General features: G+C 60.9%; 12 protein-coding genes. 10 read left to right on the top strand and 2 right to left on the bottom strand.

Annotated features, from left to right (window positions below; all coding sequences use genetic code 11):
- The first annotated feature begins 98 nt into the window (after positions 1 to 98).
- The 3 genes from V7Q10_RS04150 to ilvA are packed head-to-tail and all read left to right on the top strand — an operon-like array spanning position 99 to position 2,791.
- Entirely contained in the window at positions 99 to 458 is a 360-nt protein-coding gene (locus V7Q10_RS04150; protein ID WP_333867789.1) for an ArsR/SmtB family transcription factor, read from the top strand.
- A gap of 25 nt (positions 459 to 483) precedes the next feature.
- A complete protein-coding gene (locus V7Q10_RS04145) occupies positions 484 to 1,530 on the top strand; it encodes a YeeE/YedE family protein (protein ID WP_333867788.1) in 1,047 nt (348 codons plus the stop codon).
- 13 nt (positions 1,531 to 1,543) lie between these two features.
- On the top strand, positions 1,544 to 2,791 hold the full coding sequence (gene ilvA, locus V7Q10_RS04140) for a threonine ammonia-lyase IlvA (protein WP_333867787.1): 1,248 nt from the start codon (positions 1,544 to 1,546) through the stop codon (positions 2,789 to 2,791).
- Here the strand turns inward: ilvA and V7Q10_RS04135 are convergent.
- Positions 2,788 to 3,117 (bottom strand): Hpt domain-containing protein, encoded by a 330-nt coding sequence (locus tag V7Q10_RS04135; protein WP_333867786.1) that lies wholly within the window; start codon positions 3,115 to 3,117, stop codon positions 2,788 to 2,790. The two genes, ilvA and V7Q10_RS04135, sit on opposite strands and share 4 nt — an antisense overlap.
- 157 nt (positions 3,118 to 3,274) lie before the next feature.
- On the opposite strand from V7Q10_RS04135, the gene V7Q10_RS04130 reads away from it, so the two are divergent.
- Complete coding sequence (locus V7Q10_RS04130) at positions 3,275 to 4,540, top strand: SpoIIE family protein phosphatase (RefSeq protein WP_442885817.1); 1,266 nt, start codon at positions 3,275 to 3,277, stop codon at positions 4,538 to 4,540.
- On the opposite strand, the gene V7Q10_RS04125 is transcribed toward V7Q10_RS04130, so the two are convergent.
- Positions 4,522 to 4,974: an NUDIX hydrolase gene (locus V7Q10_RS04125; RefSeq protein ID WP_333867784.1), complete on the bottom strand. Its 453-nt coding sequence runs from the start codon at positions 4,972 to 4,974 to the stop codon at positions 4,522 to 4,524. The two genes, V7Q10_RS04130 and V7Q10_RS04125, sit on opposite strands and share 19 nt — an antisense overlap.
- A gap of 75 nt (positions 4,975 to 5,049) precedes the next feature.
- Between V7Q10_RS04125 and hslO the strand changes: the two genes are divergently transcribed.
- The 6 genes from hslO to V7Q10_RS04095 are packed head-to-tail and all read left to right on the top strand — an operon-like array spanning position 5,050 to position 12,716.
- Positions 5,050 to 6,048: an Hsp33 family molecular chaperone HslO gene (gene hslO, locus V7Q10_RS04120; RefSeq protein ID WP_333867783.1), complete on the top strand. Its 999-nt coding sequence runs from the start codon at positions 5,050 to 5,052 to the stop codon at positions 6,046 to 6,048.
- Complete coding sequence (locus V7Q10_RS04115) at positions 6,038 to 6,634, top strand: CoA pyrophosphatase (RefSeq protein WP_333867782.1); 597 nt, start codon at positions 6,038 to 6,040, stop codon at positions 6,632 to 6,634. Before hslO ends, V7Q10_RS04115 begins: the two co-directional genes overlap by 11 nt.
- Positions 6,631 to 7,773 (top strand): CCA tRNA nucleotidyltransferase, encoded by a 1,143-nt coding sequence (locus V7Q10_RS04110; protein WP_333867781.1) that lies wholly within the window; start codon positions 6,631 to 6,633, stop codon positions 7,771 to 7,773. Before V7Q10_RS04115 ends, V7Q10_RS04110 begins: the two co-directional genes overlap by 4 nt.
- Before the next feature lie 46 nt (positions 7,774 to 7,819).
- Complete coding sequence (locus V7Q10_RS04105) at positions 7,820 to 9,661, top strand: ABC transporter ATP-binding protein (protein WP_333867780.1); 1,842 nt, start codon at positions 7,820 to 7,822, stop codon at positions 9,659 to 9,661.
- Positions 9,658 to 11,496, top strand: a complete 1,839-nt coding sequence (locus tag V7Q10_RS04100) for an ABC transporter ATP-binding protein (RefSeq protein WP_333867779.1) — start codon at positions 9,658 to 9,660, stop codon at positions 11,494 to 11,496. The genes V7Q10_RS04105 and V7Q10_RS04100 overlap by 4 nt, the downstream gene beginning before the upstream one ends.
- Positions 11,493 to 12,716: a class I SAM-dependent RNA methyltransferase gene (locus V7Q10_RS04095; RefSeq protein ID WP_333867778.1), complete on the top strand. Its 1,224-nt coding sequence runs from the start codon at positions 11,493 to 11,495 to the stop codon at positions 12,714 to 12,716. Before V7Q10_RS04100 ends, V7Q10_RS04095 begins: the two co-directional genes overlap by 4 nt.
- The last annotated feature ends 72 nt before the right edge of the window (positions 12,717 to 12,788 follow it).

Raw genomic sequence — 12,788 nt, 5'->3', positions numbered from 1 at the left:
GAAAAACTGACGAAAACCGCGGATATTCGCGGTTTTCGCTGGCATTTTTCCGTCTCAAGCTGCATTTGTCGCATAATCTACCTGGCAAGAGGCCAAAAATGCCATCTGGGCAGCTGAAAGACCAAAGAGACCCGCAGATCTCTGCGACCGATGTCACTGGTCTGGTTACCGGTGCCGTTGATGCTGCAAATTTCTTAAAGGCTTTGGGCAACGAAGGCCGTCTCACTATTCTGTGCTATCTGACCTCGGGGCCAAAAAGCGTGACTGCGCTGGAAAAGCTGCTCGACTCGCGGCAAGCCGCTGTCAGCCAGCATCTGGCGCGGCTGCGGCTGGAAGGGCTGGTCGAGGCGCGGCGCGAAGGCCAAGCGATTTTCTATTCAATCCGCGACCCCAAGGTCACCGCCGCAATCAAATGTCTGGCGGCCCTTTACGGCGTGGCGGAAACCAGCGCAGACTGAAACGGCTGATCCACGGGAGGGGAGCATGGCAGATCTACCATTTGGCTTGCTTGCGGCGCTTGTTGGGCTGATCGGCGGTCTGGCCTTGGGGCTTGCCGCGCGGTTGGGGCAGTTTTGCACGCTGGGCGCGATTGAAACCGCGGTTTACGGCGACGATCAGCGGCGGCTGCGGCTCTGGGGCATTGTTGTCGGCGTGGCGATTTTTGGCACGCAACTGGCGGCAAGGCAGGGGCTGATCGACCTGCCGCAGACGATGTATCATCAGTTTGCCTGGAACCCGCTGTCCAGCATCTTTGGCGGGCTGCTGTTTGGCTATGGCATGGCGATGGCGGGGAACTGCGGCTTCGGCGCGCTGGTGCGCTTTGGCGGCGGAGATTTGCGGTCTTTGGTCGTGGTGGTGGTGATGGGGCTTTTCGGCTTTATTGCCCTGTCAGGCCCCTTGGCCGAGCTGCGGATCGCGCTGTTTCCGCAGCGCTTGGCCGCCGGACCCCAGGGGATCACCGAAACCGCGCAGCGCCTGATTGGCCTGTCGCCGATGCTGACGGCAAGCCTGATCGGTTTGGCGGCGGTGATCTGGGCGCTGGCCTATGCACCCTTGCGCCAGTCACCCCGCATGCTGTTTTGGGGCGCTGTGGCGGGGCTGTCGGTGGTCTGGGCCTTTGTTGGCACCACTTGGCTGAACATCAACAGTTTTGGCGAGGTTGGTGTCGAAGGCCCCTCCTTTACCGCACCGATTGGCCGGACGCTGATCTATCTGATGACCTCGACCGCCGGCGGGCTGACGTTTTCGGTCGGCTCGGTGGCGGGGGTGCTGCTGGGTGCGCTGGCAGGATCAACCCTGCGCGGGCTGTTTCGCTGGGAGGCCTGTGAAGACCCGCGCGAATTGGGCCGCCAAGTTGGCGGCGCCGCGCTGATGGGCATTGGCGGCGTGATCGCCATGGGATGCTCGGTTGGCCAAGGCGTAACGGCGATGGCGGCGCTGGCCTGGTCTGGGCCTGTGACGCTTGCCGCAATCGGGGTCGGCGCGGTGATTGGCCTGCGGCGGCTGATCGCCGGATTTCAGCCCGAATAGCACAAGGACGTTTATGACCGATTTCGCTGACGCCGCCCGACAATCGACCAAACGCCTGCGCGAGTTGTTTCCGCGCACGCCTTTGCAGCGCAACGATTATCTGTCGCGCCGGTATGGCGCCGAAATCTGGTTGAAACGCGAAGATCTGTCACCGGTGCGCAGCTATAAACTGCGCGGTGCCTTTACCGCCATGCGCAAAGTGCGCGCGGCCAAGCCCGAGCAGACCGAATTTGTCTGCGCCAGCGCGGGCAATCATGCGCAGGGCGTTGCCTTTGCCTGCAAACATTTTGGTGTTACCGGCACGATTTTTATGCCGGTGACAACGCCGCAGCAAAAGATCGACAAAACCCGTGCCTTTGGCGGAGATTGGGTGCGGATTGTGCTGACGGGTGATTATTTCGACAAGACTCTTGGCGCAGCACAGGCGTTTTGTACCGAAAAAGGCGCGCATTTTTTGTCACCCTTTGACGACGAGGATGTGATCGAAGGCCAAGCCTCGGTCGCGGTGGAAATGCTAGATCAGCTTGGCCAAGCGCCCGATTTGGTGATCTTGCCCGTGGGCGGCGGCGGGCTTGCCTCTGGCGTAACCCGATATCTGCGCAGCGAGGCGCCGCAAACAGAGTTTCGCTTTGTCGAACCCTTGGGCGGTGCCAGCCTGACCGCAGCGCTTGCGGGGCATGGCCCCGTAACGCTGAAAAAGGTAAACAGCTTTGTCGATGGCGCCGCCGTGGCCCGCCTGGGTGCGCGCACCTTCGAAGCACTGAAGATAGTGCGTGCGGATGAGGTCTTGCTGGCCCCCGAAGACCGCATCTGCGTCACCATGCTGGAAATGCTGAACATCGAAGGCATCGTGCTGGAACCTGCGGGTGCGCTGTCGATTGATGTCTTGCCAGAGCTTGCCGATCTGATTGCCGGCAAAACCGTGATCTGCGTTACATCGGGCGGGAATTTCGATTTTGAACGGCTGCCCGAAGTGAAAGAACGCGCCCAGCGCTATTCGGGGGTGAAAAAATACTTCATCTTGCGGATGCCACAGCGCCCCGGCGCCCTGCGCGAGTTTCTGTCAATGCTGGGCCCCGATGACGATATTGCCCGCTTTGAATATCTGAAGAAATCGGCGCGCAACTTTGGCTCGGTCTTGATCGGAATTGAGACCAGCCGGGCAGAGAACTTTAAACTTTTGTTCGATCAATTGGACGAAGCGGCCTTCAGCTATCGCGACATCACCAATGACGATATTTTGTCCGAGTTTCTGATCTAGCCCCCCTCTTCTGGCGCGACACCCTTTAGCAGGATCGATTTCGACTGCTGATAACAGTCGATCACCGTCGCAAGCTCGATATCGCAACTGCCTGTCGCCGCACGTTTTTCCCCCTCCTGACAGAGGGCAGCGAAACGGCGAAATCCCAAATTCAGGGCAGCTCCTTTTAAGAAATGCAGATCCGCTTCCAGCGCTGTGGCACCCGCGCTGACAGAAATGCGGGCAATCACCTCATCTGCTTCCAACAAGAAAAGCTCGACCACTTCGGCAAAATCATCATCCCCGATTTCTGAACGCAATTCGTTCAGCCGATCCCAATCAATCATCGCGCGGTCTGCCTTTCGATGTTTCTCTGACAATTCTGGCGGTCGAGGCTTAAGAAATCGTAACGGAGAAAACCCAGAAAACGCGCAGTTTTAGGCTTCATCTTGCGTTAATCTTCCGAGGTCAAAACAGCGGCAGACAAAGGAGACTGCCGTGACGATCAGCACCCCCCCCGCCACCTTCAAGGATACGCGCAGCGGCTTGCCACCGCGTCCGGTGCTGGTTGTCGACGACAGCAAAGCCCAGCGCCGCATCTTGCAAATGCAGTTAACGCGCTGGGGCTATGATGTCACCGAAGCTGGCTCTGGCGAAGAGGCTTTGGCGCTGTGTCAGACCAAACATTTTGATATCATCCTGTCAGATTGGATGATGACAGGCATGTCAGGGCTGGAATTTTGCAAGGCCTTTCGCGCACTTCCGCGTGAAGCCTATGGGTATTTCGTGCTGCTGACCTCGAAATCTGAAAAGGCGGAAATCGCCGATGGGCTGGAACATGGCGCCGATGATTTTGTCTCGAAACCGGTTAACGCAGACGAGTTGCGCGCCCGCCTGCGCTCGGGCACGCGCATTCTCGGCATGCAGGATGAACTGGTCGAAAAGAACCGGCTGATCAGCAGCACCTTGGGGAAACTGCAAGCGATGTATGATTCGCTTGACCGCGATCTGATCGAGGCGCGCAAGTTGCAACAAACCTTGGTGCGCGAGCGGTTTCGTGATTTTGGCGCGGGAACGGCGGCGCTGATGCTGCGCCCCTCGGGTCATGTCGGCGGAGATCTGGTGGGCAGCTTTGTGATCGATGACGACAGGGTTGTGATTTATGCGGTGGATGTCTCGGGCCATGGCGTGGCTTCGGCGATGATGACGGCACGGTTGGCAGGTTTGCTTTCTGGCGGCTCGGCCGATCAGAATATCGCGCTCCGAACCGGTCCGGATGGCCGCAAAGACGCTTGGCGGCCGGCCGAGGTGGCGGAACGGCTGAACCGAATGATGCTGGAAGACATTCAGGTGGATCAGTATTTTACCCTCGCCTATGCCGAGATCAACCTGCGAACTGGCGCGACCTGCCTTGTTCAGGCTGGCCATCCACATCCGATTTTATTGCATAAAAATGGCCGGATCGAAGAATTGGGCAACGGCGGCATGCCGATTGGCTTGATCACCGATGCGACCTTTCAACAGACCGAATTTACGCTGCGGCCAGGGGATCGGTTGTTTCTGGTCTCAGACGGCGTGACCGAATGCCCTAGCCCCGCAGGGGATGAATTGGGCGCGCAGGGCATGATCAGCCTGCTGCGGCAAAACTTGCCACTGAACAGCCCGCAATTGCTCGAGGCGCTGCTGTGGGATCTAAACAGCTTTGCCGGTGGGCAAGACTTTCCCGATGATGTTTCGGGCCTGATCTTTGACTATCGTGGCGATCCCTGACGCAAAGCCCGCGCCAACATGGCACGGTCGCCCTCATTGCCCAAAAGCTGCAAGGCGTCTTTCGGGTCAAGCCAAACCGCCTGATGTCCGGCCTCGGTCGGGGCGCTGATTCGCAGCGTTGGCCGCGCAAGGTAAACCGTGCACAGCTTTTCCGCCCAAAGCTCGTATTCCGGCATAAAGGTAAAGCGGCGAAACGCCCCCAAACGCCGCAGTCCCGCGATATGCCAGCCGGTTTCTTCCATCACCTCGCGGTGCAGGGCGGCAATGGGATGCTCGCCGGGGTCTATCCCCCCACCGGGCAACTGAAATTCGGGCGTCGGCGCCGCCTGATGCGTAACCAAAAGCCCGTCCCTATCCAGCAAAACCGCATAGACCCCCGGCCGTCGGGTATAGCGGCGGCCCATCTGCGGCGCGTTTCCATAGCGTTTGATCATGCCGACCCCTTGGCCCTGCGGTTGCTCTGACTATATAGGCGCTGTATGCCAAGTCTGGCACGTTTAGGAAACCCCATGACCCTTGGAACGCAAATCGCTTGGGATGACACTGTCCTCCCCTTTCAACTTGATCTTTCGGACATCCGCGGCCGCGTTGCGCGGCTGGACGGGGTGCTGGACAATGTCTTGCGCCAACACAGCTATCCCCCCGTGATCGAAGCCTTGGTTGCCGAGGCTGCGGTGCTGACCGCGCTGATCGGGCAATCGGTGAAACTGCGCTGGAAGCTAAGCTTGCAGATCCGGGGCAATGGGCCGGCGCGTCTGATTGCAACCGACTATTACGGCCCCAGCGAAGACGGCGAACCCGCGCGCATCCGCGCTTGGGCCAGCTATGACGCAGATCGGCTGGATCATGCGGCAACGCCCTTTAGCCAGATCGGCGAAGGCTATTTCGCGATCATGATTGATCAGGGCCAAGATATGCAGCCCTATCAGGGGCTTACGCCAATCTCTGGCAATTCCTTGGCCGATTGCGCCCAGACCTATTTCGCGCAATCCGAGCAGATTCCGACGCGGTTTTCCCTGACCTATGGCAAAAGCCAGCGTCCGGGCGAGGCCGCGCATTGGCGGGCCGGCGGCGTTATGCTGCAGCATATGCCAAGCATGGGCGGGGTTGCGGCGGGCGAAGGGTCGGGCGAGGGCGGCTTGCTTGATCACACCGACATTCTGGCGGGGGCCGAGGCTGAAAACTGGAACCGCGCCAATATGCTGCTGGACACGGTCGAAGAGCTCGAGATGATCGGCCCCACCGTTGCGCCGACCGATCTTTTGGTGCGCCTGTTCCACGAAGAAGGCCCGCGCGTCTATGACGCCACGCCGGTCAAATTCGGCTGTTCGTGCAGCGAAGACAAAGTGCGGCAAGCGATGTCGATCTATTCGGCAAAAGACATCAAAACGATGACCACCGACGAAGGCCTTGTCACAGCCGACTGCCAGTTCTGCGGCGCGCATTATGAAATGGACCCCACCACCTTGGGGATCGAGGCAGAAAAGGCAAAGGGCAATGCAGGCTGAGGTAGATCGCCTGATCGCGGCGCTGGGTCGCGCGGCGGGCGCTTCGTCTGATTTTGATCTGAACCCAAACGCCGCCCCCTCTGCGGGCGGCGTTTTGCGTCCGGCGGCTGTCTTGGTGCCGATCTGGCTGCATCAGGGCCAAGCGCGGCTGATCCTGACCAAACGCGCCTCGCATCTGAAACATCACCCGGGGCAGATCGCCTTTCCGGGCGGCAAGATCGATGACAGTGACGAAAGCCCCGAAGCCGCCGCCCTGCGCGAGGCTTGGGAAGAGATCGGTCTGCCACCGGATCGGGTGCAGATCTTGGGGCGGCTGGGCACGCATGAAACCGTCACCAGCTATAGCATCATCCCGATTTTAAGCCTTGTTCGAGACGCTTTTACCCCCACGCCCGAGCGCGGCGAGGTCGAGGAAGTCTTCTCGGTGCCGCTGGCGCATGTGCTGGATCGGGCGCGCTATATCGTCGAAGGGCGGATCTGGAAGGGGCAGCCAAGGCAGTATTATGCTGTGCCCTATGGCCCCTATTACATCTGGGGTGCCACGGCGCGGATTTTGCGCGGTTTGGCGGAAAGGGCGGCACAGTGAAGATCAGCGGCGATTGGATCAGCCATGCCGGCACGCAGGCGCTTTGCGCGGCGCTAACGGCGGCGGGCTATCGCGCGCTGTTTGTTGGCGGCTGCGTGCGCAATGCGCTGATGGCGCGGGCTGTGGCTGATATTGATATCGCCACCGATGCTTTGCCCGAAATCGTCACCAATATAGCGGAAACCGCAGGGTTTCGGGTTGTTCCGACCGGGATCGAACATGGCACTGTCACGGTGATCGCCCAAGGCGTGGCGCATGAGGTCACAACCTTTCGCCGCGACATCGCCACCGATGGCCGCCACGCCACTGTGGCTTTTGCCACCGATATCGCCCAAGACGCCGCGCGGCGCGATTTCACCATGAACGCGCTTTATGCACAGGCTGATGGCAGCGTCATCGACCCGCTGGGCGGCTTGGCCGATCTGCAAGCGCGGCATCTGCGCTTTGTCGGCGAGGCTTCGGCCCGCATCCGCGAGGATTATCTGCGCATTCTGCGCTTTTTCCGCTTTTACGCGATTTATGGCGACCCAAGTCAGGGCATCGACGCCGAAGGTCTGGCGGCCTGCGCGGAAAATCTTGAAGGGCTGGCGGATTTATCGCGTGAAAGAGTGGGTGCAGAAATGCGCAAGCTTTTGGCCGCCGCAGACCCCGCCCCCGCCATCGCCAGCATGGCGCAGGCCGGCGTTCTGGCGCAGATCTTACCGGGCGCCAGCCCCCGCGCGCTTGCGCCACTTGTGCATCTAGAGGCAGGTCTGCCGCCTGACTGGCAAGCGCGGCTGGCGGTGATCGGTGGCGAGACTCTGACAGAGGCGCTGCGGCTGTCAAAGGCAGAAACAGTCACTATTATGCGGATTAGAGACGAAATCGGCAGCACCGCGACCCCCGCCGCCCTTGGCTGGAAGTTTGGCGCGCAGGTGGCGCAGGCGGTGGTTTTGGCCCGTGCTGCGGTGCTTGAAGCGCCACTGCCCATCGGCTGGCAAAGCGAGATCGCGCGCGGGGCAGGTGCGGCCCTGCCAGTGACCGCAGCCGACCTGATGCCCGCCCTGCAAGGCCCCGACTTGGGCAAGCGTCTGCGCGAAATCGAAGCGCGCTGGCTTGCCTCTGACCTCTATCTCGGCAAAGCTGCACTGCTGGCCTAGATCTTCTGGGCCCCGAGCTTTGGCTCTGGTTTTGCAAGAGATACCCATGTTCAAGTTCTTTGAAGGTCTGGTCGACCCCTACGCCCCCTATGCCGAAACCGATACGCCGCCGCGCAAGCTGTGGCCGTTTTTGCGCGACTATATCCGCCCATTTCGCAAGGTCTTTGCGATCACGGCTGTGGTCTCGACGCTGAACTCGGTGTTTGACGTTGGGCTGATTTGGTATCTGGGGCGGATGGTCGATCTGCTGGCCAATGGCGAACCCGCACAGGTTTGGGCCAGCCATGGCACCGAGATCATTCTGGTGGCGCTTGCTGTGCTGATCCTGCGGCCCTTGGTGGGCGGCACCGGGGTGGCGCTGCTGCACAACACCATTTTGCCGAACTTTGGCACGATGATGCGCTGGCGCGCGCATCGGCATGTGCTGCGCCAACCCGTCGGCTGGTTTGAAAGCGATTTCGCGGGGCGGATTGCCAATCGCATCATGCAGGCGCCTCCGGCGGCGGGCGAGGCGGTGTTTCAAACCTTTGACGCGGTTGCTTTTGCCTCGACCACCTTGGTGGGGGCGGCAATCATGCTGGCGGGGGCGGATCCGCGGCTGCTGTTGCCGCTGGTGATCTGGTTTGCGGGCTATATCGCGCTGATGCGCTGGACGGTGCGGCGCGCGGGGCCTGCGGCCACGGCCAGCTCGGAGGCGCGTTCGGCGGTGACGGGGCGGGTGGTGGATGCCTATTCCAACATCCATTCGGTCAAGCTTTTCGCGCATCACGATCTAGAGCTGACCTACGGGCGTGAGGCCATCGACAAAGCGCGCACCACCTTTATGACCGAGATGCGGGTGGTGACCAAGATGGACATCATTCTGACGGTGCTGAACGGGCTTTTGATCACCTCGGTCACCGCTTGGGCGCTGTGGATGTGGTATCACGGCACGGCTTCGGTCGGCACGGTGGCGGCGGCGGTGACGCTGGTGCTGCGGCTGAACAACATGACCTATTGGATCATGTGGGCGACGACGAATCTGGTGCAGAACCTTGGCACCGTGCAAGAGGGGATGGAAACCATCACCCAGCCGATTTCGCTGACCGATCACCCGCAGGCGAAACCGCTTAACTTTACCGCAGGCGCGATCCGGCTTGAGGGGGTTTCGCATCACTATGGCCGCGGTTCGGGTGGGTTGCAAGCGATCAGCCTAGCGGTAAAACCGGGCGAGCGGATCGGGGTGATTGGCCGCTCGGGGGCTGGAAAATCGACGCTGGTGAAGCTGCTGTTGCGGTTCTATGACGCCGAAGAGGGTCGCATTTTGATCGACGGGCAGGATATTGCCACGGTGACGCAAGACAGTCTGCGGCTGCGCATTGGCATGGTGCAACAAGACAGCAGCCTGCTGCACCGATCTGTCCGCGAGAATATCCTCTATGGACGTCCAGATGCAGGCGAGGCCGCGATGATCACAGCGGCCAAGCAGGCCGATGCGCATGATTTCATTCAAACCCTGCAAGACCCCGAAGGCCGGCGCGGCTATGACGCCCATGTCGGCGAACGCGGCGTCAAGCTGTCGGGCGGGCAGCGGCAGCGGGTGGCGCTGGCGCGGGTTATCCTGAAAGACGCGCCGGTGCTTATTCTGGATGAGGCGACAAGCGCGCTGGACAGCGAGGCCGAGGCCGCGATTCAAGACGCGCTGTTTGGGGTGATGCAGGGCAAAACCGTGATTGCGATTGCCCATAGGCTGTCGACGATTGCCGCGATGGACCGGATTATCGTGCTGGAAGACGGCAAAATCGCCGAAGAGGGCAGCCATGCTGCGCTTTTGGCGGCAAACGGGCTATATGCTCGGTTCTGGGCGCGTCAATCTGGCGGCTTTATCGGTTTGGAGGAAGACGCATGAAATTTGGCCCAAGGATAGAGCCGTTTCGCGCCGCCACAGACGTGCCGCCGCGCAGCACTTGGGCGTTTTTCCGTTGGGCCTTGGAGGGCGCTTGGCCCGGCTTGCTTTGGGCCGGGTTTTGGTCAGCGCTTGGTGGCTCGCTAGAGGCGATTTCGGCGACTATTCTGGGCGATGTGATTGATGCCGCAAACACGGCCAACCCGGCGACGGTTTGGGTCGATCATTTCGCCCTGTTTGCATTTTTTGTCGGCTTTTATCTGATCGTGCGGCCCTTGGTGTTTGGCATCAGCACTGCGGCAAGCGCGATTGTGGTGGAACCGAACCTGTTTCCGCTGATCTTGTCACGCATGCACCGCTGGACCTTGGGTCAGGCAGTGACGTTTTTTGACAATGATTTTGCCGGACGAATCGCGCAAAAACAAATGCAGGTGGCGCGGGCGGCGACTGATGTTGCAACCGGCACGATTGAAACCGTGGCCTTTGCCTTGGCCAGCGTGCTGGGGTCTTTCACCCTGCTGGCCACGATTGACGCGCGGATTTCGGTGCTGCTGCTGTTCTGGATTGCAGCCTATATCCTGTTCATCAAGGGCTTTTTAAAGCAGGTGCGCGGGGCCTCTGGCGCCCGGGCGGCGGCGCGCGCGATGGTGACAGGGCAGATCGTCGACACCGTGACCAATATGAAAACCGTCAAGCTGTTCGCGCATTCCAAGCATGAGGATTCGGTTGCGCTTGAGGCGATGGGCGCGTTTCGCAGCAAGGCGATTGAATATGGCGTGATCTCAAGCTGGTTCCGGCTTAGTCTGATGGGGGTGGCGGGCGTGCTGCCGGTCCTATTGGTGGGTGCGACGGTCTGGCTTTGGTCGCATGGCGCGGCCACCTCGGGCGATATTGCGGCGGCGGGGGCGATTTCGTTTCGACTGGCGCAGATGACGGGCTGGGTGTCCTTCAGTCTGATGGGGATCTTTGGCAATCTGGGCGAGGTGGAAGACGGTGTTAAAACCCTGACACCGCCCTATACTTTGAAAGATTCCGACACCGCGATCGAGATGCCGCGCGCAAAGGGCGAGGTGGTGATGCGCGGAGTGTCCTTTGCCTATGGCCGCAAAAAGGGCGGGCTCGACACAGTTGATCTGATCATCAAACCCGGCGAAAAGATCGGGCTTGTCGGAGCTTCGGGGGCGGGGAAAACCACCTTGGTGTCTTTGCTTTTGCGGCTCTATGATGCCGAAAAAGGCGCTGTTTTGGTCGATGGCCATGATGTGCGCGATGTCACGCAGGAATCTTTGCGCCGTCAGATCGGCATGGTCACGCAGGAAACCGCGATGTTCAACCGCACCGCGCGCGAGAATATTCTGTATGGCAACCCGGATGCGAGTGACGAGCAGGTCTTTGCCGCCGCCCGCCAAGCCGAAGCGCATGAGTTCATTCTGGGGCTGAAGGATTTTGCCGGCCGCACCGGCTATGACGCCTTTCTGGGCGAGCGCGGGGTCAAGCTTTCGGGCGGGCAGCGCCAGCGGATCGCCTTGGCGCGGGCGTTTTTGAAAGACGCGCCGATTCTGGTGCTGGATGAGGCGACAAGCGCGCTGGATTCCGAGGTCGAGGCCAGCATCCAAGACGCGCTTGCCAAGGTGATGCAGGGCAAAACCGTGCTGGCGATTGCGCACCGGCTGTCCACGATTGCGGAGATGGACCGCATTGTCGTGCTTGACGCGGGCCAGATTGTAGAACAGGGCAGCCATGCGGAACTTTTGGCCGCGAATGGGCTTTATGCCCGCTATTGGAACCGCCAGTCGGGCGGCTTCATCGGCACCGAAGAAAAGGAAGCGGCAGAGTGAAAGTTACCATCGATCGGCTTGGGCATTTGGGCGACGGCGTGGCGCAGGGGCCAAACGGGACGATCTTTGTGCCCGGCATGCTGCCCGGCGAAGAGGTCGAAGGCGATCTGCAGGGCGACCAGCTTGCCGATTTTCGCATTCTGACGCCTTCGGTCAATCGGGTCAAACCGCCCTGTTCGCATGCCAAGACCTGTGGCGGCTGTCTGATGCAGCATGCCTCGGATGCTTTTGTCGCCGATTGGAAGCTGGGCATCGTCAAGGGCGCGCTGGCGGGTCAGGGCCTAGAGGCCGAGTTTCGACCGATCCTGACCTCGCCGCCAAAATCGCGGCGGCGTGCCACCATCGCGGCACGGCGCACCAAGAACGGCGCGCTGATGGGCTTTCACGCGCGGGCCTCTGACATGGTCGTCAATGTGCCAAATTGCCAATTGCTGCACCCTGATCTGATCGCCACCTTTCCGGGGCTTGAAGCGCTGGTCAAGCTGGGCGGCTCGCGCTCGGGCGAGGTGTCTTTGACGGTCACACGCTCGCTTGCGGGGGCAGATGTCATGGTGGTTGGCGGCAAAGAGTTGGATTCGGGCCTGCTGCTGGAATTGGCGCGGGTGACGGAAAGCTTTGGCTTTGCGCGGCTGACCTGGAACGGCGAAACGGTGGCGCTGCGCACGGCGCCGATGCAACGCTTTGGCAAGGCGCTGGTCTCGCCGCCACCCGGTGCCTTTTTGCAGGCCACAGCCGAGGGCGAGCAGGCGCTGCTGCGCTCGGTCGCCTTGGCGATTGGGCCTGCGCGCAAGATCGTTGATCTTTTCGCAGGCGTCGGCACCTTTGCCCTGCCCTTGGCCGAACGCGCCGAGGTGCATGCCGTGGAAGGCGATGCGCCGATGATGGCAGCGCTGGAAAAGGGCGCCAACAACGCCCAAGGCCTAAAGCGCGTCACGGTGGAAACCCGCGATCTGTTCCGCCGCCCGCTGGAACCTGACGAGTTCAAAGGCGTCGAGGCCGTGGTGATCGACCCACCGCGCGCCGGTGCAGAGGCGCAGATGGCGACCTTGGCGCGCTCTGGTGTGCCGGTGATTGCCTCGGTGTCATGCAACCCGATCAGCTTTGCCCGAGATGCGAAAACTTTGATCGCGGGTGGCTATCATCTGGACTGGGTGCAGGTTGTCGATCAGTTCCGCTGGTCGGCGCATGTGGAATTGGTGGCACGGTTTTCGCGCAGCTAGGGCTTGGATCGCAGGGGTTTGCGCCGAAAGACGGCCTCTAGGCAGGCTGTCTGCTTTGCGTTAAAACGCCCC

This window comes from Cypionkella sp. (assembly GCF_036782355.1).
In the GTDB taxonomy this organism is placed as follows: domain Bacteria; phylum Pseudomonadota; class Alphaproteobacteria; order Rhodobacterales; family Rhodobacteraceae; genus Cypionkella.
The sequence above is the reverse complement of the archived record's forward strand: the minus strand, read 5'-3'. Positions and strand labels throughout refer to the sequence as shown.